The 25,203-nt window shown below is 71.6% G+C and carries 30 protein-coding genes; 13 read left to right on the top strand and 17 right to left on the bottom strand.

Annotated features, from left to right (window positions below; all coding sequences use genetic code 11):
- Positions 1-42: 42 nt before the first annotated feature.
- The 7 genes from RM788_RS25745 to RM788_RS25715 all read left to right on the top strand — a co-directional run bounded on the left by RM788_RS25745 (position 43) and on the right by RM788_RS25715 (position 8,487).
- A complete protein-coding gene (locus RM788_RS25745) occupies positions 43-1,329 on the top strand; it encodes an SWIM zinc finger family protein (RefSeq protein ID WP_315934324.1) in 1,287 nt (428 codons plus the stop codon).
- Positions 1,330-1,423: 94 nt separating this feature from the next.
- Entirely contained in the window at positions 1,424-1,612 is a 189-nt protein-coding gene (locus tag RM788_RS25740) for a hypothetical protein (protein WP_315934322.1), read from the top strand.
- Positions 1,609-1,764 (top strand): hypothetical protein, encoded by a 156-nt coding sequence (locus RM788_RS25735; RefSeq protein ID WP_315934320.1) that lies wholly within the window; start codon positions 1,609-1,611, stop codon positions 1,762-1,764. The genes RM788_RS25740 and RM788_RS25735 overlap by 4 nt, the downstream gene beginning before the upstream one ends.
- A 232-nt stretch (positions 1,765-1,996) precedes the next feature.
- The gene (locus RM788_RS25730; RefSeq protein WP_315934319.1) at positions 1,997-3,427 is read left to right on the top strand and encodes a DUF5691 domain-containing protein; all 1,431 of its coding nucleotides are present in this window, start codon (positions 1,997-1,999) and stop codon (positions 3,425-3,427) included.
- Positions 3,424-4,536, top strand: a complete 1,113-nt coding sequence (locus RM788_RS25725; RefSeq protein ID WP_315934317.1) for an ATP-binding protein — start codon at positions 3,424-3,426, stop codon at positions 4,534-4,536. Before RM788_RS25730 ends, RM788_RS25725 begins: the two co-directional genes overlap by 4 nt.
- Positions 4,536-6,752, top strand: a complete 2,217-nt coding sequence (locus RM788_RS25720) for a DUF5682 family protein (protein WP_315934316.1) — start codon at positions 4,536-4,538, stop codon at positions 6,750-6,752. The genes RM788_RS25725 and RM788_RS25720 overlap by 1 nt, the downstream gene beginning before the upstream one ends.
- A gap of 535 nt (positions 6,753-7,287) precedes the next feature.
- Positions 7,288-8,487, top strand: coding sequence for a VWA domain-containing protein (locus RM788_RS25715; RefSeq protein WP_315934314.1), 1,200 nt, complete (start codon positions 7,288-7,290; stop codon positions 8,485-8,487).
- A 52-nt stretch (positions 8,488-8,539) separates the two neighbouring features.
- Here RM788_RS25715 and RM788_RS25710 read toward each other — a convergent pair whose 3' ends face one another.
- Entirely contained in the window at positions 8,540-9,019 is a 480-nt protein-coding gene (locus RM788_RS25710; protein WP_315934313.1) for a hypothetical protein, read from the bottom strand.
- Between the two features lie 28 nt (positions 9,020-9,047).
- On the bottom strand, positions 9,048-9,533 hold the full coding sequence (locus tag RM788_RS25705; protein WP_315934312.1) for a hypothetical protein: 486 nt from the start codon (positions 9,531-9,533) through the stop codon (positions 9,048-9,050).
- Positions 9,534-9,633: 100 nt separating this feature from the next.
- Here RM788_RS25705 and RM788_RS25700 point away from each other — a divergent pair, with 100 nt between their 5' ends.
- From RM788_RS25700 to RM788_RS25685, 4 genes are all read left to right on the top strand, one after another.
- Positions 9,634-10,446 carry a DUF2470 domain-containing protein gene (locus RM788_RS25700; RefSeq protein WP_315934310.1) on the top strand — a complete coding sequence of 271 codons (813 nt, stop codon included), beginning with the start codon at positions 9,634-9,636 and terminating at the stop codon, positions 10,444-10,446.
- A gap of 35 nt (positions 10,447-10,481) precedes the next feature.
- On the top strand, positions 10,482-11,276 hold the full coding sequence (locus RM788_RS25695; protein ID WP_315934309.1) for a CPBP family intramembrane glutamic endopeptidase: 795 nt from the start codon (positions 10,482-10,484) through the stop codon (positions 11,274-11,276).
- A gap of 137 nt (positions 11,277-11,413) precedes the next feature.
- Entirely contained in the window at positions 11,414-12,661 is a 1,248-nt protein-coding gene (locus tag RM788_RS25690) for an arginine deiminase (RefSeq protein ID WP_315934307.1), read from the top strand.
- 176 nt (positions 12,662-12,837) lie between these two features.
- A complete protein-coding gene (locus RM788_RS25685) occupies positions 12,838-13,395 on the top strand; it encodes a ferritin (protein ID WP_315934306.1) in 558 nt (185 codons plus the stop codon).
- Between the two features lie 71 nt (positions 13,396-13,466).
- On the opposite strand, the gene RM788_RS25680 is transcribed toward RM788_RS25685, so the two are convergent.
- From RM788_RS25680 to RM788_RS25660, 5 genes are all read right to left on the bottom strand, one after another.
- A complete protein-coding gene (locus tag RM788_RS25680) occupies positions 13,467-14,183 on the bottom strand; it encodes a hypothetical protein (protein ID WP_315934305.1) in 717 nt (238 codons plus the stop codon).
- 2 nt (positions 14,184-14,185) lie between these two features.
- The gene (locus tag RM788_RS25675) at positions 14,186-14,701 is read right to left on the bottom strand and encodes a SigE family RNA polymerase sigma factor (protein ID WP_315934759.1); all 516 of its coding nucleotides are present in this window, start codon (positions 14,699-14,701) and stop codon (positions 14,186-14,188) included.
- Positions 14,702-14,911: 210 nt separating this feature from the next.
- Positions 14,912-15,250: a DUF952 domain-containing protein gene (locus RM788_RS25670; RefSeq protein ID WP_315934304.1), complete on the bottom strand. Its 339-nt coding sequence runs from the start codon at positions 15,248-15,250 to the stop codon at positions 14,912-14,914.
- A 72-nt stretch (positions 15,251-15,322) separates the two neighbouring features.
- Positions 15,323-16,273 (bottom strand): DUF5926 family protein, encoded by a 951-nt coding sequence (locus RM788_RS25665; protein ID WP_315934303.1) that lies wholly within the window; start codon positions 16,271-16,273, stop codon positions 15,323-15,325.
- Positions 16,274-16,329: 56 nt separating this feature from the next.
- On the bottom strand, positions 16,330-17,109 hold the full coding sequence (locus RM788_RS25660) for a glycerophosphodiester phosphodiesterase (RefSeq protein ID WP_315934302.1): 780 nt from the start codon (positions 17,107-17,109) through the stop codon (positions 16,330-16,332).
- A 126-nt stretch (positions 17,110-17,235) separates the two neighbouring features.
- Here RM788_RS25660 and RM788_RS25655 point away from each other — a divergent pair, with 126 nt between their 5' ends.
- Positions 17,236-18,435: a cytochrome P450 gene (locus tag RM788_RS25655; protein WP_315934301.1), complete on the top strand. Its 1,200-nt coding sequence runs from the start codon at positions 17,236-17,238 to the stop codon at positions 18,433-18,435.
- Here RM788_RS25655 and RM788_RS25650 read toward each other — a convergent pair.
- Both RM788_RS25650 and RM788_RS25645 read right to left on the bottom strand, forming a co-directional pair.
- Positions 18,425-18,634, bottom strand: coding sequence for a DUF397 domain-containing protein (locus tag RM788_RS25650; RefSeq protein WP_315934300.1), 210 nt, complete (start codon positions 18,632-18,634; stop codon positions 18,425-18,427). The two genes, RM788_RS25655 and RM788_RS25650, sit on opposite strands and share 11 nt — an antisense overlap.
- Positions 18,631-19,473: a helix-turn-helix domain-containing protein gene (locus RM788_RS25645; RefSeq protein ID WP_315934299.1), complete on the bottom strand. Its 843-nt coding sequence runs from the start codon at positions 19,471-19,473 to the stop codon at positions 18,631-18,633. Before RM788_RS25645 ends, RM788_RS25650 begins: the two co-directional genes overlap by 4 nt.
- A gap of 90 nt (positions 19,474-19,563) precedes the next feature.
- Between RM788_RS25645 and RM788_RS25640 the strand changes: the two genes are divergently transcribed.
- Positions 19,564-19,809, top strand: coding sequence for a hypothetical protein (locus tag RM788_RS25640; RefSeq protein ID WP_106185085.1), 246 nt, complete (start codon positions 19,564-19,566; stop codon positions 19,807-19,809).
- Here the strand turns inward: RM788_RS25640 and RM788_RS25635 are convergent.
- The 8 genes from RM788_RS25635 to RM788_RS25600 form a co-directional block, all read right to left on the bottom strand.
- On the bottom strand, positions 19,788-20,690 hold the full coding sequence (locus tag RM788_RS25635; protein ID WP_315934298.1) for a DUF4328 domain-containing protein: 903 nt from the start codon (positions 20,688-20,690) through the stop codon (positions 19,788-19,790). The genes RM788_RS25640 and RM788_RS25635 overlap by 22 nt on opposite strands.
- A gap of 2 nt (positions 20,691-20,692) precedes the next feature.
- Positions 20,693-21,031: a rhodanese-like domain-containing protein gene (locus RM788_RS25630; RefSeq protein WP_315934297.1), complete on the bottom strand. Its 339-nt coding sequence runs from the start codon at positions 21,029-21,031 to the stop codon at positions 20,693-20,695.
- A 126-nt stretch (positions 21,032-21,157) separates the two neighbouring features.
- Positions 21,158-21,415, bottom strand: coding sequence for a hypothetical protein (locus RM788_RS25625; protein ID WP_315934296.1), 258 nt, complete (start codon positions 21,413-21,415; stop codon positions 21,158-21,160).
- Between the two features lie 13 nt (positions 21,416-21,428).
- Positions 21,429-21,557 (bottom strand): hypothetical protein, encoded by a 129-nt coding sequence (locus RM788_RS25620; protein ID WP_315934295.1) that lies wholly within the window; start codon positions 21,555-21,557, stop codon positions 21,429-21,431.
- 77 nt (positions 21,558-21,634) lie between these two features.
- Entirely contained in the window at positions 21,635-22,528 is an 894-nt protein-coding gene (locus RM788_RS25615) for a hypothetical protein (RefSeq protein ID WP_315934294.1), read from the bottom strand.
- On the bottom strand, positions 22,528-23,019 hold the full coding sequence (locus RM788_RS25610) for a SigE family RNA polymerase sigma factor (RefSeq protein WP_315934293.1): 492 nt from the start codon (positions 23,017-23,019) through the stop codon (positions 22,528-22,530). Before RM788_RS25610 ends, RM788_RS25615 begins: the two co-directional genes overlap by 1 nt.
- A gap of 200 nt (positions 23,020-23,219) precedes the next feature.
- Positions 23,220-24,809, bottom strand: coding sequence for a monocarboxylic acid transporter (locus RM788_RS25605; RefSeq protein WP_315934292.1), 1,590 nt, complete (start codon positions 24,807-24,809; stop codon positions 23,220-23,222).
- Complete coding sequence (locus RM788_RS25600; RefSeq protein ID WP_315934290.1) at positions 24,806-25,159, bottom strand: DUF485 domain-containing protein; 354 nt, start codon at positions 25,157-25,159, stop codon at positions 24,806-24,808. The genes RM788_RS25605 and RM788_RS25600 overlap by 4 nt, the downstream gene beginning before the upstream one ends.
- Positions 25,160-25,203 lie beyond the last annotated feature (44 nt).

Here is a 25,203-nt window from a genome sequence, read left to right as displayed (position 1 = left end):
GCCGACGCGTTTTTGTCGGTGCCCTGCCCTAGCGTTTTGACCATGGACGCACAGGCAGTGCTGGAGCAGGCGCCGGACGGTCAGGTGGCGAGCAGCGCCACCAGGCTGGCCGCCACCGCGGGGTGGAGCGGCACCGGTCGGACGGCGGCTCTGCTGTGGGGGCTGTGCGCGGGCAGCGGCAAGAACCCGTACCGGGTCTGCGTCGATCTCGGTGACCGGTCGACGAAGTGCTCCTGCCCGTCGCGGAAGTTCCCGTGCAAGCACGCGGTGGCGCTGCAACTGGTGCACGTCCGGGGCGACGTGCCGGTCGCCGACGCGCCGCCGGACTGGGCCGAGGACTGGCATTCGAAGCGCACGGCGGCCGCCGTTCCCGTGGACTCCTCGCCCGAGGCGGTCGAGCGGCGCGCCCGTGCGAAGGAGAAGACGGCTCGCGGCCGGGCCGAGGCGGTGCGCGGCGGCGTGGCCGCGCTGCGCGACTGGCTGAGCGACCTCGCGGGGTCCGGCGTGGCCGGGCTGCCGGGGCGCGACGCGGCCTGGTGGCACTCGATCACCGCGCGGATGGTCGACGCGCAGGCGCCCGGTCTGGTGTCGGCGGTCGCCGGGCTGCGCGAGGTGGTGGCCGCAGGAGGCCCGCAGTGGGCCGTGGACGCCGCGGATCGCCTTGGCGGCCTCCACCTGCTGGCCGGGCTCTCCGAGGGCGCTGAGGGGCCGCTGGGCGACGTTGTGCGCGCCCGGCTGGGCTTCCCGGTGCCGGAGGAGCAGGTGCGGGCGTCGGCGGGCTGGTCGGACCGGTGGGTGGCCCTGCTGCGGCTGGAGACCGACGACGGCGTCGTGCGGACGGTCCGGCAGTGGAGCTGGGGTCGGGACTTGGGCGAGTGGGTGGTCGGCGTCCGGTACGCGGCGGGCGTCGCGAGCCCCGCGCCGTCGCTGCCGCACGGCCGGGAGGTCACGGGCACGTTGCACCCGTACCCCGGAGTGCCGCCGCGCCGGATCGCGGTGGGTGAGCTGGTCGGCGACCGGTCGGCCGAGGCGATCCCGGTGCCCACGACGTGGCGGGAAGCCTTGGCGGGCCTCGAACCGGCGTTGCGCGCTGACCCGTGGCAGCGCGTGCACCCGCTGGGCTGCGCCGCCGTGCGCCCGACCGCCGACGTCCGGTTCCTGGTCGACGTGGCGCGGCGGGCGCTGCCGGTCCGCGGCGATGCCGCCCTCGACCGCGCGCTCGCGCTGACCGGCGGCGAACCGTTCGACGCCTGGGGCCTCTGGGACGGCCACGGCCTCCGCGTCGGCGCCGTCGCCGAACCCGGCAAGGCCCCGGAGGTCGTCGGATGACCGCGAGTCGAACCCCCAGGCACCCCGTGTCGTCCACTCGGACACCCCGAACTCCCCACTCGTCGCTGTCGAGCAAGTCATCGGAGGACATCGCGTGAACGCCAGGACCGAGTGGGACGAGATCGTGCAGCGGCTGCTGGCGGGCGGGCAGCGGCCCGGATGCACGACGAAGCGGACCACCACCCGCTCCCTGCTCCCCCGCGACGGCCGCCGGGCCGTGCCGGTCGCCCTGACCGTGCCCGCGACCGTGTCCGCCGCTTCCCAGCCCGAGGTGTCGGCGTGAGCGCGGCGGTCCGCCGCAACCAGACGGCCTGGCGGCTGCTGGTCGGCACCAGCCCCGCGGGTGCGCGGGTCCTGGTCGGCCGCACGGGGCGGGCCGTGCCCGCGATCGGGCGACCGATGGGTGCCCTGGCCGCGCAGGAGGGAGCAGCGTGAGCGGGCGAGCGCAGTGGGGACGGCCGCCCAGTCCCCGTGCGGGCTTCAGCCGGCCGCGAGCGACGGCCGGCGGTTCCGGCCGGAACGCAAGCGGCGCAATGGCTTGGCGCGGTCTGTCCGCCCGGCGACTGCTGGTCGGCACCCGCCCGGCGGGTGCGCAAATCCTGGTCAGCCATCTCGTCCCCGCGATCGCTCGGCCGACGGGTGCCCTGGCCACGTGGGAGGGAGCGGCGTGAGCGTGCGGGCGGAGTGGGACGAGGCGGTGCGGCGGCTGCTGGTCGGGGCCCATCGCGGCGGGGTGGCGCCCGCGGCGCTGCTGGACGACTGCGCGGCGCTGGGCGTGGCCGCGTTCGGGGCGGCGTTGCCGGTGGCGGTGGACGCGGCCGAGCTGGCCGTGGCGCCGCGGACGGACGAGCGGACCGTGGGCGAGGCCGCGCGGGACGTGTTCGCCCAGATCGTGGCGGTCGACGACCAGGTGCTGCTGACCGAGTGGTGCGGCAAGGCCCGTGCCGCGGGTCAGGTGGCCGGGCACCGGTCGCTGCCGGAGCTGCTGGCGCTGGGGACGACGCATCCTGGGCTGCGGTCGGCGGTGGCGGCGGTGCTCGGGTCGCGCGGGCGGTGGCTGGCGGGGACGCGGCCCGGCTGGGCGTGGGCGACGGGTGTCGGGGTGTCGGCGGACCTGGTCGACCTGGACGAGGTGCTGGACCTGCCGAGCTCCCGGCGGCTGTCGGCGCTGCGGCGGTCCCGGCGGTCGGATCCGGCGGGGACGCGGGCGTTCCTGGCCGGGCAGTTCGCGGTGCAGCGCCGGGCCGCGGACCGGCAGGTGCTGGTGAGCGCGCTGGAGACCGGTCTGTGCGCCGACGACGAGCCGCTGCTCGAGACGGCGCTGGACGACCGGGCGGTCGGCGTGCACGACGAGGCCCTGCGGCTGCTGCGGGCGCTGCCGGAGTCGGCGCTGGCCGAGCGGGCGGCCGAACGGCTGCACCGCGGGCTGTGGCTGACCGCCGACGGGTTCGACGTGCAGTCCGACGAGCTGTGGGCCGAGGCGCTGACCAGTCCGGAGGAGTTCCGCGACCTGCTGAAGGACGGCTCGGAGTCCGGGGTGGCGGGCCGGTTGCGGGCCGCCGCCGCGAGCGTCGCGCCGACGCACTGGACGAACCGGCTGTCGACCGACGACGAGGGCGCGGCCGCCGTGCTGTCCCGCGGCCCGTGGGCGACGGCGCTGCTGCGCGGGGTGGTGCAGCGGCTGCTGCGGGCTGTCGACGCGAGCCCGTGGGCGGTGGCGGCGACACGGACGCTGACCGGCATGGAGCAGCTGGAGATGCTCGCGTCGCTGCCCGCCGAGCTGTCCGCGCGCACCGTGATCGCGGTGTCGCACCAGTGGAACTACGACCTGCTCGACCACGCCTGCTCGCAGCTGCCCGCGCCGTGGTCGGCGTGGTCGACCGCGGCGCTGCTCGACCGCTACGCCGAGATGCGCGACCCGCGGTGGCGGGCCGGGCGCCCGCCAGCCGTGCTGCTGGCGAGGGGCGACGCGGAGGTGCTCGGCGCGAGCTGGGCGCGGATCACCGAGCGGTGGCCCGAGCACTCGGTCGAACTCGACGTGCTGCGGCTCCGCATGCGACTCACCCAGGCTTTCGACCGGAAGGAACCCGTCCTGTGACGACCGAGACCGTGCTGCGGCCCGCCGCGGAACAGCAGTACGCCGCCGAGCTGGCGGCGCTGGCCGCCGCGGACGACCGCCCCCGCCCTCCGCGGTGGCGCATGTCGCCGCAGGCGGTGGTCACCTACGTGCTGGGCGGCACGCTGCCCGACGGCACCGTGATCACGCCGAAGTACGTGGGCAGCAGGCGGCTGGTGGAGGTCGCCGTCGGCACGCTGGTGACCGACCGGGCGCTGCTGCTGGTGGGTGTGCCGGGCACCGCGAAGTCGTGGCTGTCCGAGCACCTCGCGGCGGCGGTGAGCGGCGACTCGACGCTCGTCGTGCAGGGCACGGCGGGCACCAGCGAGGAGTCCGTGCGGTACGGCTGGAACTACGCGCGGCTGATCTCCGAGGGCCCGAGCGAGGCGGCGCTGGTGCCGAGCCCGGTGCTGCGCGCGATGCGGACCGGGGCGGTGGCGCGGGTCGAGGAGCTGAGCCGGATGCCCGCCGAGGTGCAGGACTCGTTCATCACGATCCTGTCCGAGAAGGCGCTGCCGGTGCCGGAGCTGAACCTGCACATCCAGGCCGTGCCGGGGTTCACCGTGATCGCGACGGCGAACGACCGCGACCGGGGCGTGAACCAGATGTCATCGGCGCTGGCCAGGCGGTTCAACACCGTCGTGCTGCCGCCGCCCGCGACCGAGGACGACGAGGTGCGGATCGTGCTGTCGCGGGCCGGTCAGCTCGGCCGCGCGTTGCAGCTGCCCGCCGAGCCGCCCGCGCTGGACGAGGTGCGCAGGGTGGTGCGGATCTTCCGCGAGCTGCGCAACGGGTCCACCTCGGACGGTCGGACCCAGCTGAAGAAGCCGAGCGGCAGCCTGTCGACGGCGGAGGCGATCTCGGTGATCGCGGGCGGCATGGCGCAGGCCGGGCACTTCGGCGACGGGTCGCTGGGCGCGGACGAGCTGGCCTCCGGGCTGCTCGGCGCGGTGATCAAGGACCGGGTGTCCGACAGCGCGGTGTGGCGGGAGTACCTGGAGGCCGTGATCAAGGAGCGCGTCGAGTGGCGCGACCTGTACCGGGCGTGCCAGGACCTGGACACGTCCGGCTACTCGGTGAGCGGCGCCTGATGGCCCCTCGCGACCCGGACCTGCCCGAGCGGGTGGTGCTGCTCGGCATCCGGCACCACGGTCCCGGCTCGGCCCGGATGGTCGAGGCCGCGCTGGCGGCCGTGCGGCCCGAGGTCGTGCTGATCGAGGGTCCGCCGGAGGGCGACGCGCTGCTGGAGCACCTGCCGTCGCTGACACCGCCGGTGGCGTTGCTGCTGCACGACGAGGCGGAGCCGTCGTCGGCCGCGTTCTGGCCGTTCGCCGAGTTCTCCCCGGAGTGGCGGGCGATGACGTGGGCGCACGGCAACGGCGTGCCGGTGCGGTTCTTCGACCTGCCCGCCGCCGCGTCGCTGGGCGAGGAGCCCGGCGACGAGCCGTCCGAGCCGCGGGCCGTCGTGGACCCGTTGGGCGTGCTCGCCGAGGCCGCCGGGTTCGACGACCCGGAGCGGTGGTGGGAGGACGTGGTCGAGCACCACGGCAGCGCCGATCCCCGCGATCTGGCCGTCGCGGTCGCGGAGGCGATGGGGGCGCTGCGCGAGGAGTTCGCCGACCAGGTGGACGCCCGGACGCTGCGGCGCGAGGCGTTCATGCGGCAGTCGTTGCGCAAGGCTCTGAAGGAGACCGCGGGTCCGGTGGCGGTGGTCTGCGGGGCGTGGCATGTGCCCGCGCTGCGGGTGCTGCCGCCCGCGACGGCGGACGCGGCGCTGCTCAAGGGCCTGCCGAAGCGGAAGGTGTCGGGCACCTGGGTGCCGTGGAGCCACGGGAGGCTGGCGTCGTCGTCGGGGTACGGCGCGGGCGTCGACTCCCCCGGCTGGTACGCCCACCTATGGGAATGCGCGGAACGCGGGGACGCCGTGCCGCGCTGGTTCGCCCGCGCGTGCTCGGTGCTGCGGGCGGAGGACCTGCCCGCGTCGACGGCGAGCGCGGTCGAGGCCGTCCGGCTGGCGGAGACGCTGGCGGCGCTGCGCGGCAGGCCGACGCCGGGGCTGTCGGAGATCAGCGAGGCGGCGCTGGCCGTGCTGTGCGGTGGCGACGAGGTCCCGCTGAAGCTGGTGCACGAGAAGCTGGTGATCGGCGAGCGGCTGGGCGAGGTCGGCGAGGGCGTGCCGCGCTCGCCGCTGGCCGCCGACCTGGCCCGGTCGCAGCGCAGGCTGCGGTTCCAGCCGAGCCTGGAGGGCAAGCCGATCCGGCTGGACCTGCGCAAGGACAACGACCGCGAGCGGTCGAAGCTGCTGCGCAGGCTGGCGGTGCTGGGCGTGCCGTGGGGCAGGCCGGACACGACGCGGACGCTGGGCACGTTCGCCGAGGCGTGGCAGCTCCGCTGGGATCCGGGTTTCGCCGTGTCGCTCGCGGGCGCGGCCCGGCACGGCACGACGGTCGAGGCCGCGGCGGAACGGGTGCTGCGCCAGCGGGCCGCGGACGCGCACCGGGTGGCGGAGGCGGCGGAGGTGCTGTCCGAGGCGGTCGGCTGCGAGCTGCCGATCGCCGTGCTCGCGGGGCGCGGTGCGCTGGACCGGTGCGCGGCGGCCGCGACGGACGCGGTGGAACTGCTGGGCGCGCTGCCCGACCTGGCCACGACGGTCCGGTACGGCTCGGTCCGCGGCACGGACCCGGAACTGCTGCGGGTGGCGCTGCACGGGCTGCTGGCCCGTGGCGCGGTCGGGCTGCCGCTGGCGTGCCGGGGTGTGGACGACGACACGGCCGAGCGCGCGCTGGTCGCGGTGAACGGGGCGGACGACGCCGCGCGGCTGGCCGCGGACGAGGAGCACCAGGCGATGTGGCGGAGAGCGCTGCTGTCGCTGGTGGGGATGCCGGACGCGCACGGCCTGCCGACCGGGCGGGCGACCCGGCTGCTGTGGGAGTCGGGCGAGCTGGACACCGCGGCGGTCGCCGACCGGCTGCACCGGGCGACGTCGTGGAACGGCGGCACGGCGAGCGGGGCGACGGCGTTCGTGGCGGGCTTCCTGCGCGGTTCGGCGGCACTGCTGGCGGCCGACGCGCGGCTGTTCGACCTCGTCGACGAGTGGCTGTCCGGGTTGGCGCCGACGGACTTCGACGACGCGCTGCCGCTGCTGCGCAAGGCGATCGGCGACTTCAGCCCGCCGGAGCGCCGGCTGCTCGGCGAGCGCGTGCTGGGGTCGTCGGGCAGCGCGGCGGTCGCGGGCGAGTGGGACGAGGCGATGGCGGAGCGGTTGTCGGGACACGTGCGCGCCCTGCTGGCGGGGGTGGCCGGATGACCGGGGTCGCGGAGCCACGCGCCCCGCTGGTGCGCCGGGCGCAGAGAGCACAGGGCGAAACAGCTGTCAGGGCGCGTACGTGCCCTGCTCGCGGGACTTGGCCGAGGGCCGGGGTGGCGGAGCCGCCGTCAGGGCCACGCGGCCCACTGGCGGGCCGGACGCGGAGTGCACAGGGCGAAACAGAAGTCAGGGCGCGTGCGTGCCCTGCGAGCAGGAGTCGGCCGAGAACCGGGGGCGCGGAGCCGCCGTCAGGGCCACGCGGCCCACTGGCGGGCCGGGCGCGGGGAGCGCAGGGCGAAACAGCCGTCAGGGCGCGTACGTGCCCTGCTCGTAGGACTCGGCCGAGGACCGGGGTGGCGGAGCCGCCGTCAGGGCCACGCGGCCCGCTGGCGGGCCAGGCGCGGAGTGCGCAGGGCGAAACAGCCGTCAGGGTGCGCATTCGCCCTGCGAGCAGAAGTCGGCGGATGACCGGAATCGCGGAACACAAGTCGGAACAGCCGGTGCACATGTGCGCCGGGGCAGCGGGGGTGGCCGGATGACCGGGGTCGTGGAGCAGGACGCGGAGCGGTTGCGGCGGTGGCGGTTGCTGCTCGGCTCGGCCGCCGAGGGCGTGTGCGAGCTGGACGGGGACGACCAGCGGCGCGACGCCGCGCTGACCGGCCTGTACGGGGGTGGCGGCGGGTCGCGGACGGTCGGCGAGGCGCCGGAGGAGGGTGGCAAGCGCAGCGGCGGGCTCGGGTCCAGCGCTCCGGTGCTGCACCGCTGGCTGGGCGACGTGCGCAAGTACTTCCCGACGTCCGTCGTGCAGGTCATGCAGAAGGACGCCGTCGAGAAGCTCGGTCTGCGCCAACTCCTGCTGGAGCCCGAACTGCTGTCCAGCGTCGAACCGGACGTCAGCCTCGTCGGCACCCTGGTGTCGCTGTCCTCCGCGATCCCCGCCCGCACCCGCGAGACCGCGCGGGCGGTGGTGCGCAAGGTCGTCGAGGACATCGAACGCCGGCTCGCCGACCGCCTCATGGCCGCCGTCCACGGCGCCGTCGACCACTCCCAGCGCACCCGCAGGCCCCGGCCGTCCGATGTGGACTGGCCGACGACCATCAAGGCCAACCTCCGCCACTACCAACCGGAGCAGCGCACGCTCGTCGTCGAGAACCTGCTGGGCCGCAAGCGCCGCAGCCGCTCGGCCGCGCTCCGCGACGTCATCCTCCTCGTCGACCAGTCCGGCTCCATGGCCGAATCGGTCGTCTACTCGGCCGTCATGGGCGCCTCGCTGGCGACCCTGAAGTCCATCGACACCAAGCTCGTCGTCTTCGACACCGAGGTCGTCGACCTCACCGAGACCCTCGACGACCCGGTCGACCTGCTCTTCTCCACCCAGCTGGGCGGCGGCACCGACATCAACCGGGCGGTCGCCTACGGCCAGTCCCTCGTCACCAGGCCGACCGACACCGTCATGGTCCTCATCAGCGACCTCTACGAGGGCGGCGTCGCCCACGAACTCCAACGTCGGGTCCGCGAACTGGTCGCGGGCGGCGTCACCGTCGTGGTGCTGCTGGCCCTCTCCGACAGCGGCACCCCCGCCTACGACCACGAACTGGCCGCCAAGCTCACCGACCTCGGCGCCCCCGCCTTCGCCTGCACCCCCGACCGCTTCCCCGACCTGCTCGCGACCGCTTTGCGCAGGGAGGACGTGGCGACCTGGGCTGAGCAGTCGGGCATCCCCGTGGGGCGGTAGCGGGCCGACCAAGCCGAACCCGGACTTACCGGAACAGCGTTTCGCCCAGTCCTCAGCGGATCACGATGCGGCCGAGGATGAGGTAGGGGCACTCCTCGGTGATGACGGCGGTGCGGCCGGTGGCGTCGGGGCCCGCCATCCACAGGCGGCCGGTCGCGCGGACGTGGTCGCGGACCCGTTCCGGCATCTCCGAGACGCGGAGGTAGCTGCGGTCGGAGCCGGGCATCTCCAGGTAGGCCTGACGGCCGATGCGGCGGCCGGGGACGAAGTCGGCTTCGACGGCGTGCCAGGTGTGGTCGCGGATGAGGCGTCGGACCTTGGAGCGGCCGAAGAAGTGGCGCAGGCCGGGGACGGCCAGTTCGACGCAGAGCGGCAGGAGGATGAAGGCCCACTTGGAGTCCAGCGCGATCCACAGGGTGACGACCAGGAGCACGGCGCCGACCGCCATGGACAGGTAGCCGATCGCGCGGTGGTCCGCACGCGCCATGCAACGGGTCGTCCACTCGTCGCTGATCATCTCCGCGGTGCTCATCACCTCTACGAATACCCCATGGCGTTGATCAACCAAACACCCGCGTCAGCACCTTGGCGTGGAACAGCCTGGGGACTCCGCGGAACGCGATGACCGTGTTCCCCGCGTTGTCGGGGTCGACGAGCCAGGCGCGGCGGTGGCGGCGGATCCTGCCGCGGAGCACGGGGCCGAGGCCCTGGACCGCCAGGACGATCGGGCGGGTGCCGCTGACGACGACCAGCCTGCCGTCCCAGCGGATCTGGACCTGGTTCCACGGCTCGTCGGCCAGGATCATCCCAATGGGTGGACGTCGACGGAGGGCGAATCCGAAGACGACGGCCGAGGCGAGCAGCAGGACCACCGGCAGGACCGATGACGTGCCTACTTCGAACACGAGCACGAGTTGGCCGATGAACGCGAGCACGCCGAGGTAAACCCAGGTCAGCGCTCTCCGACTTGCGCGGTCGAGACAGTGCTGGGTCCACTTGTCGTAGCGCGCCGCCCCTTCGGTGGACGGCTTGTTGGGCACGGCCACAGGCCACCTCCGCCTGACTGGGAAGAGGTTACGGCGGGTGAAGGGCTTCCGTCTCCAGGCAATTTCAAGTTAGGCTCACCTAACCTAAGGAGGTGAAGCGGTGACCGAGCACCGACGACCGCCGGCCCCCCATGCGGCCGAGCGCGCACGCACGATCGCCGCCCGTGGTGGCCGTGCCGCTGTCCTGCCCTCCGCGGGTGACACCTCCGACGGCGCGCGGATCACCCCGCTGCTGCACCACGTGCACCCGAACGGGAGCGCGATGCTGCTGATGCCGGACGACCACCCGTTGGTGGCGTCGGCGTGGCAGGCGCCGAGGGCCGAGGTGACGGCGATGCTGGAGGTCGCCGACCACGCCCCCGTCCAGCTGCGCGAGCCCGTCCGCGGGCTGCTGTGGATCACCGGGTGGATGCGCGCGCTCGACGGCCAGGAGGCGCGGGACGAGGTGCTGTCCGTTGTGGACCAGCGCGCCGACCCTCGACTGCTGGACGCGGGCCACGGCGCCACGGTGCTGCTGCTCTCCCCCGCGTCGATGGTGATCGCCGACGCCGAGGGCACGAGTTCGCTGCGCCCCGAGCAGTTCGCCGCCGCGACGCCGGACCCGTTCTGCACGCATGAGGACCACTGGCTGCGACACCTCGAACTGTCGCACCGGGACGTCGTGTCGATGCTCGCCAAGCACCTGCCGGAGGAGCTGCGCGGCGGTCACGTCCGCCCGCTCGGCCTCGACCGGTTCGGGTTGCGGCTGCGGGTCGAGGCACCCGACACCGATCACGACGTGCGGATCGCGTTCTCCCGTCCGGTGGAGTCGGCGAAGGAGCTGTCGGTGGAGCTGCGCAGGCTCGTCGGCTGCCCGTTCCTGGCCCAAAGCGGACAGGCCCAGAGCGGGCAGGCGCAGAGCGGCACCGCGTGACAGCGCCACCACACCGATCGGGCTAGCTTGCACTGGTGAACTGGCTGGCACCCCAACGCCCTGAGTTCCCCGAGCGGCTCCCGGAGGAGCAGCACCGCGGCTACCAGGTCGAGTTGCTGATCGTCTTCAGCGTGACCCTCGGTCTTTCCGGCCTGCGCAGCCTGGTCCGACTGCTGGACAGCCTGCTGCAACCGGTTCCGCTGAACCAGCAGTCGGTCGCGCTCAACGTCCCGCAGGCCCGGTTCGACCTGCTGGACCTCGTCGCGCAGCTGCTGAGCGTGCTGCAACTGGCGGCGTGGGGCGGGATCGGCCTCTACCTGCTGTGGCGCGGCGGCATCAAGCTGCGCATGATCGGCCTCGACCGCACCCGGATCGGCCCGGACGCGCTGGGCAGCCTCGGGCTGGCCGCTGTGATCGGCATCCCCGGCCTGGTGTTCTACCTGATCGCCTACAACCTGGGGCTCAACCTCCAGGTGCAGCCGTCGGTGCTCGACGAGACGTGGTGGCGCACGATCGTGCTGATCCTGGCCGCGGCGGGCAACGCGTGGGCCGAGGAGGCGCTGGTCGTCGGCTACCTGCTGACCCGGTTCCGCCAGTTCGGCTGGTCGGAGAACAAGGCGCTGCTCGCGTCGTCGGTCCTGCGCGGCTCCTACCACCTCTACCAGGGGTTCGGCGGTTTCATCGGCAACGTCGTCATGGGCCTGGTGTTCGGCCGGGTGTGGCAGCGGACCAACCGGTTGTGGGTCTTGGTGCTGGCGCACACACTGCTCGACGTGGCCGCTTTCGTCGGCTACACGGTGCTCCGCGGCCACGTGTCGTGGTTGCCGTAGTGGTGCGCAACGATTCAACGGTCACATGTACTAATTGCTGAACGATTCGCTGCCCAGAGGCATTCTTACGATCGACTTCACGCAATTTAGGCCACTCCAGCAGACTATTTCTCCGCAAAGTGGTTACCCTCCGAAATGTGACTGCGCACATCGCACAGACCGAAGCCATCATCGGCTCGCCCCGCCCCGCCCCCAGGGTGGAGAGCGAGGTCGGGCCACTGCGGACGGTGCTCCTGCACCGGCCGGGCAACGAGCTCAAGAGGCTCACGCCGCGCAACAACGACCAGCTGCTGTTCGACGGCGTGCCGTGGCTGGCCAGGGCGCAGGAGGAGCACGACGCGTTCGCCGAGGTGCTGACCTCGCGCGGCGCCGAGGTGCTGCTGCTGTCGGACCTGCTGGTCGAGGCGCTGTCCGACCAGCGGGCGCGCATCGCGGGCATCCACAGCGCGGTCAACGAGCGGCGCCTTGGCATCGACCTGGCCGACGCGCTGCGCTCGCACCTGTCGACGCTGGCCGCGGAGCCGCTGGCGCAGGCGCTGATGACGGGCATGACGTTCGAGGAGCTGCCCGCGGCGGAGGGCGCGTCGCTGGTGCGCAGGATGCACCACCCGATCGACTTCGCCGTCGACCCGCTGCCGAACCTGCTGTTCACCCGCGACTCGTCGGTGTGGGTGGGCGACCGGGTCGCGATCACGTCGCTGGCGCTGCCCGCGCGCGACCGCGAGACGGCGCTGACGGACCTGATCTACGCCTACCACTCGCGCTTCCGCAAGACCGGCCGCGCGTACGGCGCGCACTCGGCGCCCGTCGAGGGCGGCGACGTGCTGCTGCTGGCGCCCGGCGTGCTGGCCATCGGCGTCGGTGAGCGCACCACGCCCGCCGGCGCGGAGTCGTTCGCCCGGTCCGCGCTGGCCGACGGCCTGGCGCACACCGTGCTGGCGGTCCCGATCGTCCAGGAGCGCGCCACGATGCACCTGGACACCGTGTGCACGATGGTCGACCGCGACGCCGTGGTCATGTACCCGGCGGTGCGCAACACCCTGTCCGCCTACCCGGTCCGCGCCGACGGCAGCGGCGGCGTGGTCGTGGACGGCCCGGTGCCGTTCCTGGAGGCCGCGGCCGAGGCGATGGGCATCGAGCGGCTGCGGGTGATCGACACGGGCCTGGACCCGGTGACCGCCGAGCGCGAGCAGTGGGACGACGGCAACAACACGCTCGCCGTCGGGCCCGGTCTGGTCGTGGCCTACGAGCGGAACGTGGAGACCAACGCCCGACTGGAGGACGCGGGGGTCGAGGTGCTGCGGATCAGCGGTTCGGAACTCGGTTCCGGCCGCGGCGGCCCGCGGTGCATGTCCTGCCCGATCGACCGGGCCGCGCTGACCTGAGATCATTGTCACGGCGAACGGTGTGGATCGTTTTACGACATCCGGCCCACACCGTTCGCAAACGTTTGAACGACGAGTTCCGTAGGTTTGCCTAAGCTTTGTTCGGTAAACCTCACCGAACACACATTAGCCTAACCTCAAATGCATTGTAGCGCTATTTGGGATATTGTCGCGACATGGCACTCAACGTGAAGAAAATCGGCACCAAGGCCAACAAGTTCCACCAGCTGCTCCAAGCGCAGGTGCGCAACGAGTTCACCGCCTCGCAGCAGTACATCGCCGTGGCCGTCTGGTACGACGCCGCGGACCTGCCCAGGCTGGCGTCGCACTTCTACAAGCAGTCGCTCGAAGAGCGCAACCACGCCATGATGATCGTGCAGTACCTCATGGACAACGGCCTCCCGGTGTCCATCCCCGGCATCGACGACGTGCGCACCGATTTCGCCGCCGCCCGCGAGCCGGTCGCGCTCGCGCTCCAGCAGGAGAAGGACGTCACCGAGCAGATCGTCGTGCTCGCGAAGACGGCCCGCGACGAGGGCGACTACATCGGCGAGCAGTTCCTCCAGTGGTTCCTGAAGGAGCAGGTGGAGGAGGTCGCGTCGATGAGCACGCTGCTCACCGTGATCGACCGCGCCGAGGGCAACCTGTTCCACGTCGAGAACTTCCTGGTGCGCGAGTCCGTCGGCGAGGACGTCGACTCGGGCGCTCCCCGCGCGGCGGGCGGGGTTCTCTGACGCGCCGACCGGTCACCTGAGCGCCAACGGACGGCGTCCACCCCCACAACGGGTCGGGCGCCGTTCGGGCATCAGGCCGACGAGCAGTCGATGGACGTCAACTGCATGCGCACCAAAGTCACCTGATCGCCATCCGCGTGGGGATTCCGGCCGTTCGCGATGATGAACTGGTAGTACCACGGGAATGGACTCGTGTTCAGGTAGCTGAATCCCTCGTCGTATTCATCCGCCGCCGGGTACCGCATCTTCACCTCGGCCGCGGTCGATCCCACGCTGATGCCCATCGTGGTCTTCGCGTAGTCCGGCAGCGTGATCCGCAGAATTCCCTTGGCAGGCGAGATGATCACCGCGCCGGGAGTCTGCGGCTGCGTGCCGGTGGAGTAGGTGTGGCACCCGGTCGAGTCGTCCGGGCCGGGAGTCAGCAGGCCGGTGGCGAGGGCGTCCGCCTCGCTCATGCCGAGCTGGAGCTTGCCGTAGCCGACCTGTCCCCCTGCGGACACCGGTGGGAGCTTCGGCTGGGATTCGGGCTCGGTCGGGGAACTGCCGGTGGTCGTGGTGAGCACGGGTCCCGCGGGTTCCATCGAGACGCCGCCACCGATGCCCGCCAGCGCGATGCTGCCCGCCACCAGCGCCGCCACGGCGAACGTGCCGCCCGCGCCGGCCAGCACCACCCGCTTGCGCCGCGCCTTCCGCGCACCGGTCACGACGGCCTGGTCGGCACCCGGTTTGACCTGGATGTCGAGCCGTTCGTCCCGGAACAACCTGCGCAGCTCGTCGTCGAGGTCCACCGTCACTCCCTCCCGTCCGCGAAACCGCCCAGCTTCGTCCGCAACGTCGCCATGGCCTTGCTGTTCTGGCTCTTGACCGTGCCCTTCGTGACACCCAGCGAGTCCGCGATCTCGGCTTCGGACAGACCCTCGTAGAACCTCAGCACGACGACCGCGCGCTGGCGCGGCGGCAGTTCGCGCATCGCCTGCCACAGCGGCTCGTGCTCCAGCCGGTCCACGTGGGGCTGTGCGGCCGAGTCCGGGAACTCCGCGACCAGGTTCTCCCGGCGGAATCGCCGCCACCGGCTGACGTGGCCGTTCGCCATGGACCGCCGCACGTAGGCCAGCGGGTCCGGGCCCTTGCCCAGCACCGACTGCCAGCGCGATCCGACCTTCTCCAGCACGCCCTGCACGAGGTCCGCGGCGTCGTGCGGGTTGCCGGTCAGCGCGTGGCCGTACCGGAGCAGTCCCGGCAACGACACGCGGACGAACTCGGCGAAGTCCTCCACGACGGCTCGCTCCCCGCCGAAGCCCGCCATCCACCCGGTGCCGTCCCCCGCGACCCCGAAATGCGTTGGTGCGACCACGGCACGCCCCTGTTCCCGACAACCCCCACGACTGTCGACAGCACGCACACGCCCGAGTCGGGGGAACGGTTGCCAGTGTCGTGGTGGGTCGGAAATCACGCTTGTTCCCGCTGATGCCACGCAACCCCCACGCCTGTGGAACGTCTTGGGTTGCCTGGTCGCTCAAAAGGACTTCGGGAGCCTCAGCACACCGTCGGCGTCGGGTGGGAAGTCGAGGACGCGGACGACCGAATCCACCGGGACGGGGCCGTACACGTGCGGGAACCACACACCCGTGGGGTGCTCGGGCTTGCCCGGCTCCCACCGGACCGGCAGCCCGTCCGGGTCGATGACCAGCAACAACAGGTCGGTGCGACCCGCGTAGAACAGGTTCGCGGGCAGGTGGACGCTGCCGGGGTCCGAGCAGTGCACGAAGCCGACGTCGTCGAGCGAGTCCGGCCGGATCTCCCCGCGTTCGCGGTCGGCGGCCCACTCGGCGGGCGAACTGATGTGCAGGATCATCTATCCACATCTCCTGTGGACAACGTTGTGGACAACTCGGGGAGCGGAGAGTTCCGCTCCCCGAGACGCGTCCTAGCGGAGCGTGATCTGACGGCCGCGCAGACCCTCGCGGGCCCGGCGCTCCGGGTCGGTGATCGGCTCGTCCTCGACGCTGGCCAGCGCTTCGAGCAGGCGCTTGCCCAGTGCCTCGGCCGGACCGGCCCACTCGGTCGCGTGCATCTCGCGGTCGAGGTCCCACACCGGCACGACCAGGCCGTGCGCGCGGAACGAGCCCGCGTAGCGGGAGCCCTCGCCCAGGTCCAGCTCGCCGCGCACGTGCAGTCGCGCCATGGCGTTGAGCAGCTTCTCCTCGGCCTCCGGGCGGACCCAGCGCAGGTGCGCCTTGTCGCCCGCGTCGACCCAGTAGGCCGCCTTCACGCCGGGTGCGTCGACGCGCGCGGTCGGCAGGATCGCCGAGTTCGCCCGCTCCAGCGACAGCGCCACCTCGCCGGTGGGCTGGTTGTCCGGCGGCATCCACCACGCGAAGTCGTCGTGCAGGTCCGGGCTCAGCTCGGCGTCGACGTCCAGGATGTCCTGGAGCCTGCCGGGGTTCTCGCCGTTGTCGGGGCCGACGACCGACAGCGCCTCACCGGTCTCGGCCTCCTCGGCCCACCGGATGGCGCGGGCCAGGTCGCGGCTGATGTCGCCGGACCTGATCTGCACCTGGAGGCCGACGAACGCGGTGCCGTCGCCGCGGACCAGTCCGGCCGCCGCCATCGGCAGCACCGTGGCCAGCGTGACCTCGCGGTCGCCCTTGGCGAGCGGCAGCTTCACCGTCGCGGACGGCACGAACTCGCGCAGCGCGATCAGCTCGCACTCCGCGGCCAGTCCCTCGAACGGGCGCGACACCATCACGTCGCCGGGTCCGCCTTCGGAGCCGTGGCAGGCCTTGTACCTCTTGCCGGAGCCGCACGGGCACGGCTGACGGGGGTTGACCCCGTCAGTCGGCTTAGCAGCGTTCTTCACGGCCGTCCGCTTGGCCACCGTTGGCCCTCCTCGCGTTCGCAGTCAGTGGCCAAAGTTATCCGACCGCGACCTGGTCATCCCAGTTGGGCAGCGGTTTCGCGGATCGTGGACAGGTACCCGCGGGTCATGATGGGCGAGTTCGTGGCGAGGAACCGCACGCCGAGATCGCGGCACAGCTCGACGTCCTCGGCCGTGTCGACGGTCCAGACGTACGCGTCGTGCCCCTGCGCGCGGCTGCGCTCGACGTAACCGGGGTCCAGGCGCAGCAGTTCCACGTCAGGGCCGGTGTAGTCGGCCCACGGCGGCAGCCACCCGTCCTTGCCCTGCACGCCCATCTTCTCGATGAGCTGCACGGTCGGCAGGCGCGGCGCGTACTCGCGCAGCTTGCGCACGGCGAGCGTGGAGAACGACATCAGCACCACGCGCGCGTCGTCCTTGCTGTCGGGCTTCGACAGCCCGAACCGGCCGAGCGTCGCGGCGACCTTCGACTCGATCCGGCCGGGGAAGCGCGCGGGGTGCTTGGACTCCACGAACACCTTCAGGTCCGGCCTCGACGCGACGACCAGTTCCAGCAGCGCGTCGAACGTCAGCACGCGCTGCGGCTCGCCGTCGCGCCAGCTGCCGAAGTCCAGTTCGGACAGTTGGGCCAGGGTCATCTCGCTGACCCGGCCGGTGCCCGACGAGGTGCGGTCGACGACGTCGTCGTGGATGCAGACCAGGTGGCCGTCGGCGGTCAGCCGGACGTCGCACTCGATCCCGTCCGCCCCCTGGTCGATGGCTAGTTCGTAGGCCGCGAACGTGAGTTCGGCTCGGTGGGCTGAAGCGCCGCGGTGCGCGACGACGAGAGGTGGCACGAGCAAGAACTGTCCGTGACCTGCGGCTCAAGTGCAACTCATGGTGCGTGAACCACTCGATAACTATTTGAGCCGACAACGACACCGCGTGGACTAACGGACGATCGGCGACATACCGTTCACCCCGTGACCAGTGCCCCATTCGACCAGCAGGACCCGGCGTTCATCGCCGACCCCTACCCCGCTTTCGCCGCGCTGCGCGAACGCGGCGAGGTGCACTGGCACGAGGATCTGGGCGTAGCTGTCACCCTTTCGCACGCGGCCGGTTCAGCGGTGCTGCGGCATCGATCGCTCGGCCGGATCTGGTCGGACGTGAAACCGGTCGAGGCGTTCGCGTCGTTCAACCTCCTGCACCGCAACTCGCTGCTGGAGAACGAGCCCCCCACGCACGGCAGGTTGCGGCGGCTGGTCGCGGCGGCGTTCGGCCGCGGTCACGTCGAACGGCTCAGACCCTGGATCGCGGACCTCTCCGACCGGCTGGTCGACGAGCTGTGCGCGAAGATCGCCGAGCACGGTTCGGCCGACCTGCTGGCCCACGTCGCCGCGCCGCTGCCGGTCGAGGTGATCGCCGAACTGCTGGGCGTGCCCGGCTCGGAACGCGCGCTGCTCCAGCCGTGGTCGAACGCGATCGTGAAGATGTACGAGTTCGGCCTGCCGCGCGAGAAGAAGGACGCCGCCGAACGCGCCGCCACCGAGTTCGTCGCCTACCTGCGCGAACTGATCGCGCTGCGCCGCAAGCAGCCGGGCAACGACCTGGTGAGCGACCTGGTCGCCGTCACCGACACCGACGGCGGACGGCTCACCGAGGACGAGCTGGTCGCCACCGCCGTGCTGCTGCTCATGGCGGGCCACGAGGCCACCGTCAACGTCATCGGCAACGGCGTCCTCGCCCTCATGCGCCACCCCGACCAGTGGCGACGGCTGATCGCCGATCCCTCGCTGATGCCGACGGCCGCCGAGGAACTGATCCGCTACGACTCGCCGTTGCAGCTGTTCGAGCGCACGGCGACCGCCGAGGTGGAGATCGCCGGGTACCAGCTGAAGCCCGGCGACAAGATCGCGGCACTGCTGGGCGCGGCGGCGCGCGACCCGCTGGTGTTCAACTCGCCGGACGCGCTGGACATCTCGCGCTTCCCCAACCAGCACCTCGGTTTCGGGGCCGGGATCCACTACTGCCTCGGGGCGCCGTTGGCGCGGATCGAGGTGGAGGCGGCGCTGGGCGCGCTGGTGCGCAAGCTGCCGGGGGCGGAGCTGGCCGCGGAACCGCGCAGGCGCGCGGAGTTCGTCATCCGCGGGCTGCACGAGCTGCCGCTGACTACGAGCTGAACACCAGGAACGCCGCCCACGCCGACTCGGGGAACGCGAGGGTCCCGGCTTCGGCGTTCTTGGAGTCCCGCACACCCACCACCGGACCGGTGTGGGCTACTTCGACGCACGCACCGTTGTTGCCGTTGCCACTTCGACTGCTCTTGCGCCACAACGCACCGGTGAAGTCCACAGTGGACACCGCGATCGCCTCTTTCACTCGGGGCCGTACTTCTCGGCAAGCACCCGTTCGATCAGCGCAACCGACTCGTCGGGTTCCAACGCCCTTGAGGCCAAGTGCTCGAAGGTCAGTTTAGCCTCCGACAGCTCATGACCGGCCTCGATATGCAGAGACCCGGTGGCGTACTCGATGTACAGCACCTCGGGGTCTTTCGGGTCGGGAAAGCTCAGCAGAATGAACGGACCGTTCATGCCGTCATGGGCACCGAAGTCGTTCAGCAGGATCCGAATGGTCACCGTGGGCAGGTTGTTGGCGAGCAGCAGGTGGCGCAGCTGCCTGCGCATCACATCCACACCTCCGACGCACTTGTGCAGGACCGACTCGTCGACCAAGGCCACCAGGTCCAGCGGATCCTCTGAGTCGGTGAGCCGCAACTGCCGGATCAGCCGCACGGCGACCTGGTTCTCGAACTGGGAAGAGGACCGCTGGCTCCGGCGCGCGTTGAAGAACGCGCGCATGTACTCCTCTGTCTGGAGCAGGCCAGGAATGCTGAGCAACGACAACTCCCGGACCAGCGAAGCCTCGGTTTCGACATCGATGTACCCGAGGTCTTCGATCCCGTAAGCCAGCCACCAGCCGGGTTTGTTGGCGCGGCGGGTCTGGTCGACCAGGTCGGGGTCGTACTGGTCGTAGAGGTCCATCATCGATCTGACCAGGTGGATGTCGGCCTTGGTCTCGCCCTGCTCGAGCCGGTGCAGGGTGCTGCGGGTCTTGTCCAGGGCGGCGCAGGCGTCGTCGAGGGTCATCTTGGCCTTCAGCCGCATCGCCTGGAACCGGTGCCCCAGGCGGCGGCGGCGAAACGGCGGGCGTCGTGGCATCAGCCGATTATGGCGACGGGAAATCCACCGGCGGGATTTCCACACCGCTTCACCGGATCGTGTGGATGTCCCGTGTGGACAGTACTTCCCATGGAGGCAAGCCTTTTCGCACTGGTGTCGGTCGACGACGAGTTGGCCGTGTTCGCCTACGGCATGGAGATCGCCGACGGGGACAAGACCGACGTGGTCATCTACCGGCGTGATCCGGAGTCGCGGAAGACGATGTTCGGGTTGCACGAGTCGGTCGCGCGGGCGGTGCGGTTCTGCTCGCGGCACGCGCAGGTGAAGGTGCTGTGGCTGGAGGACGAGCTGGATCAGCGCGCGGAACCGGCGTAGCGGTGGGCGCGCAGGGGCGGCTTCGGGGCGTCCCTGACGCCGACCACGCGCATGAACCGCACGGCTGACGGGTCGACCGGCAGCAGCAGGGTGGTGATCCGGCGGACCAGCACGGCCGTCGTGATCGTCACCGAGGCGGCGAGCAGGTCCGAGAACGCGTGCAGCAGCACGCCGTCGGCGAGCGCCTGAACGCTGGAGCGGAACGACCAGGCCAGCGTGATCGTGGCGAACAGGGCGTTCGCGACCCACAGGCCCCACCAGATCCGGATCAACCGGGAGGGGTTCGGGCGCTTGTCCACGGGTTCGCGGAGGGCGGCGTGCTCCAGCTCGGCGGCGACCGAGCCGGGGACGACCAGGTTCACGCCGGGCACGACCAGGCCGACCACGACCTGGAGGTCCGAGCGGGACGGGGCGTACCCGGCGGCGTCGGCCGCCGCGTCACGGGCGCGGCGCAGCCACAGCAGCGCCAGCACGATCGCCAGCGCCGACGCGACCCACGACACGACCGACGAGGACACGACCATCGCGTCGGACAGCCCGACCGTGGTCGGCGACAGCGCGCCGAACCGGCTGAGCATCAGCAGGACGTACCGCCAGATCTCGCTGCCCGCCGCCCAGATGGACGTCACGGCCGCGAGCCCGAGCGCGTTGGCCGCCGCACGGGCTCGTCCGCGCACCTGGTCGACCGAGACCGGGGCCTTCGCGTCGCCCATGACCGACGTCGGCCACCGCCACGCGAGCAGCGGGAAACCCCACCTCGGCGGTACCGGGTACGACGGCGGGCCGAGGTAGCGGGGCAGGTACCGCGGCTGCCGACGCTGGTAGGCGCCGGGTGGCGGAGTCGCCACCCAGTCCACGCGCAGCGGCCGCAGCGGTTGCATGATCAGATGACCTCGGGCTCCGCGCCACCGACGCCGCCCACCAGCGGACGCCCCTGCGCCGCCCAGTGCTGCATGCCGCCGTCGACGTTCACCGCGTCCCAGCCGTTCTGGTTCAGGTACTGGGTGACCTTCGCCGACCGGCCGCCCATGCGGCAGACCACGTAGAACTCGCTGTCGGCGGGCAGCTCCTCCAGCCTGCCGGCCAGCTCGCTCATCGGGATGTGCAGCGCGTCGGGCGCATGCCCGGCGGCCCACTCGTCGGCCTCGCGCACGTCGAGCAGCACCTTGCCCTCGGGCAGCTCAACCGGGACGTCCGACACTTCAACGTTTGGCACGGTCACGGTGTAGATGGTGCCACGTCACCGCGTCGGGCGAGCGTGAGGAAGCGCCTCCGCGAACACGAGCCCCACCTCGGCGAACCGCCGCTCGTCCAGCGGCAGCGTCGCACGACCGGGTCCGGTGCGGGTTTACGCGCGGGTCGGGGTGCCCCGGTAGGCGTCCTCGTCGAAGTTGCGCATCTCGACCTCGTAGCGGTTACCGCCCGGTGTGCAGACCCGGATCGTCTGCGTCAACTCGGCGAAGGGCTCGCCGGCGTGCACCGGTTGGAACTGGAGCACGAACCCGTCCGGCCGGACCAGCCGCCGAGCCGGTGCGCAGTCGCCCGTGGCGTTGGCCTCGAAGTCGGCACTCGCGACCGGTGTGCCCTCGAACGCCCCGCGCAGCACCCGGAACTGCCCCTTACCCAGCGGGCGGGTCGCCCAGCGGCGGAGGCCCCGGTGTGCGCGACAGGTGCAGCCCGCCACCGATCAAAGCGCCGATCACGCCGACGAGCAGGACGATCCGCCACGGTCCCACCGGCTGCGCCATGCCGCGAATGCTCCCGGACCGGCCGGCGCGAAGCGGGCCCTTCGGCGCCGATTCGGCCGACCGGTCGAGTGGGATGATCAGTTCACGTCCGCGACGAACGCTCCGATCGACCTGAACGCCTCGACGTCCAGCGGGAGCGTCCCCCGCCCCGCGCTGAGGCGGTCGAAGTCCGTGCCCGCGTCGTTCACCCGGAAGTCGCGGCTGCCGAAGTTGCGCTGCACGATCTCCACCACGACCCCGTCGGGGCGGTAGATCCGCATCGCCTGCGCAACCGTCTGGAACGGCTCCGACACGATGAACGGGGTGTACTGGAGGATCGTGCCGTCGTCGGTGGCCATCCGGTTCGGCGGTTCGCAGTTGCCGTAGAGGAACGCCTCCCGGTCGGCCGCCTCCTGCGGCGTACCCGGGTACCGCCCCTCGCCGACGTCCACGCTGCCGGTGCCCCCGACATCGGTCAGGTCCACCCACCAGTGGTAGTCGGCTTCCGGTGTGCCTGGCCGCAGGACGGCGGTCTTCGGCTCGCTCACCACCCCGATCCCGCCGGCGACCTTGTCGACCACCATGCCGACCCCGTCCGCCACGGCCTGCCGCGGGAGGGCGGTCCTGAGCTCGGCCACCTGGTCCTCCCAGTGCGCACTGCACTTCGGGACCGGGTAGGCCAGGTCGTTCGGTGTCGCGGGCAAGGGGGTCTGGGCGGGCAGGTCGGCCACGCGCCACCGTTCCGGCGCCCCCCGCAGCGGAGCCCCCGTGGTGGAGCTGCCGTCGGCGGACTGCGTCTGCGCCGGCACCGAGCGCAGCGCCGACGTGGCGAAACCCGCCCCGGCGACCATGGCGACCACTCCCGCGACGGCACCGGCGCGCAGCGCGTACACCCGGCGCCTCCCCCTGCGCAGCACGTCGTCGAGCGCGGTGGTGGACGGGGGGGCGGTGAAGTCGGCGACCGCCCGCAGTTCCTGTTCGATGTCCGGCATCAGGCACGCTCCGAGGTGTCGTTGGTCAGGTAGGCGGCGCGCAACGTCTCCAGCCCGCGGGCGGTCTGGCTCTTCACGGTCCCGGTCGAGCAGCCCATCGCCGCCGCGGCCTGCTCGACCGACAGGTCCAGCACGAACCGCAGCACCAGCGCGGCCCGTTGCCGTGGCGGGACTTCCTGCAACGCCCGCAGCAGCCCGTGCTGCTCGGGCCAGGAGGCGTCGTGGGACACCACGTCCGGCGGCTCGGCCACCGACCGCTCCCGGCCTCGGACCCGGCGGCGCGCGTCCAGGAAGATCCGCGTCATGACCGTTTGCAGGTACGCCTCGGCACTGTCCCGGCGGACCCGCGGCCACTTCGCGTAGACCTTCACGAAGGCGTGCTGCGCGATCTCCTCCGCCTCGGACCAGTTGCCGCACAACGCGTACGCGGAGCGTCGAGCCTGGTCGAACCGGCTGGTGAAGAACTGGGAGAACTCGTCGTCGCGGCGCACAGCCCCTCTACGCACTTGTCCGGGAGGCGGTTGCACCGGCTTTGAGTTTTCTTGAAGGTTTCCGGGCGATCCTTGTCGCGGGGGCGGGTTCCGGTGTCGGGAGGGGTGCGCCGGAAGCCCACAATCGCGAGAACCCCCACCGAAGGGTCTCGGTGGGGGTTCTCGCGACTGCTCGACGCGTGCCTGGTGGAACGGCGCGCCTAGTGGGCGGTCGCCTTCTCGGCGCCGACGCCGGTGAGGGCGCGCACCTCCATCTCGGCGTACTTCTCGGGGTTCTTCTCCTTCGACAGCACCGTGCCGAGGTAGCCGAGGAGGAACGAGACCGGGATGGAGACGATGCCGGGGTTCGACAGCGGGAAGACGTCGAAGTCGGCGGTCGGGAACATCGACGTCGCCTTGCCGGACACCGCGGGCGACAGGATGATCAGCAGGATCGTCAGCGACAGGCCGCCGTAGATGCTCCAGATCGCGCCCGCCGTGTTGAAGCGCTTCCAGAACAGGGAGTACAGGATCGTCGGCAGGTTCGCGGACGCGGCGACCGCGAACGCGAGCGCCACCAGGAACGCGATGTTCTGGCCGTTGGCCGCGATGCCGCCGCCGATGGCCACGACGCCGATCACCACGGCGGTGATCCGGGCGACCCTCACCTCGGCGTTCTTGTCCTCCAGCTTGCCCTTCTTGAGGATGTTCGCGTAGATGTCGTGGGCGAACGACGCCGACGCGGTGATCGTCAGACCGGCCACCACCGCGAGGATCGTGGCGAACGCGACCGCCGCGATCAGACCCAGCAGGATCGGGCCTCCCAGTGCCTCGGCGAGCAGCGGAGCCGCCGAGTTCGCCTTGCCGGGTGCCGCGTTGATCTTGTCCGGACCCACCAGCGCACCGGCGCCGTAGCCGAGGACCAGCGTGAACAGGTAGAAGATGCCGATCAGCCAGATCGCCCACACCACGGAACGGCGGGCTTCCTTCGCGGTCGGGACCGTGTAGAAGCGCATCAGGATGTGCGGCAGGCCCGCGGTGCCGAGCACCAGCGCGAGGCCCAGCGACAGGAAGTCGAGCTTCGACGTGCCGGTCGCGCCGTACTGGAGGCCGGGGCCGAGGATCTTCTCGCCCGCCTTCGGGGCGTTGTCCACGGCCGCGCCGAGCAGCGCCGACAGGTTGAAGCCGTACTTGCCGAGCACCCAGAGGGTCATCACGCCGGCGCCGATGATCAGCAGCACGGCCTTGATGATCTGCACCCAGGTGGTGCCCTTCATGCCGCCGATGAGCACGTACGCGATCATCAGCGCGCCGACGATGGCGATGACCAGCGCCTGGCCGCCCTTGCCGGTGATGCCGAGCAACAGGGCAACGAGGCCACCGGCGCCCGCCATCTGGGCCAGCAGGTAGAAGAACGACACGGCCATGGTCGACGTCGCGGCCGCGGCGCGCACCGGGCGCTGCCGCATCCGGAACGCGAGCACGTCGCCCATCGTGTACTTGCCGGTGTTGCGCAGCAGTTCGGCGACCAGCAGCAGCGCGATGAGCCACGCGACCAGGAAGCCGATGGAGTAGAGGAAGCCGTCGTAGCCGTTGACCGCGATGGCGCCCGCGATGCCCAGGAACGACGCGGCGGACAGGTAGTCGCCCGCGATGGCGATGCCGTTCTGCGGGCCGGTGAACGCGCGGCCCGCGGCGAGGTAGTCCGCCGCGGTCTTCTGGTTGCGGCTCGCCCGGATGACGACGACCAGGGTGATCGCGACGAAGACGGCGAAGATGCTGATGTTCAGCACCGCGTTGTTGTTGTTCACGCGTGGCCACCTTCGAGCTTGTTGCGGATCTGCTCGGCCGCCGGGTCGAGGTTCTTGTTGGCGTGGCGCACGTACAGCGTCGTGATCACGAACGTCGACACGAACTGGAGAAGACCGAAGATCAGGCCGATGTTGATGTTGCCGAGGACCTTGGTCGACATGAAGCCGTGCGCGTAGTCAGCCAGCAGGACGTAGAGCAGGTACCAGACCAGGAAGAGGCCCGCCATCGGGAAGACGAAGCTGCGCAACCTGCGACGCAGCTCGACGAATTCAGGGCTGTTCTGGACCTCGACCCAGTTGTGTTCATCAACGGGATTCGTCTCTGCCGGGGGGTGCTCAGCAGTGCTCACAGTCCCCTCCTCGCATGCGTGTCGTAGGTGTCAGCAACGTGACG

The sequence above is a fragment of the Umezawaea sp. Da 62-37 genome, from assembly GCF_032460545.1.
Classification (GTDB): domain Bacteria; phylum Actinomycetota; class Actinomycetes; order Mycobacteriales; family Pseudonocardiaceae; genus Umezawaea.
This window is presented reverse-complemented; position numbering and strand designations above follow the sequence as displayed.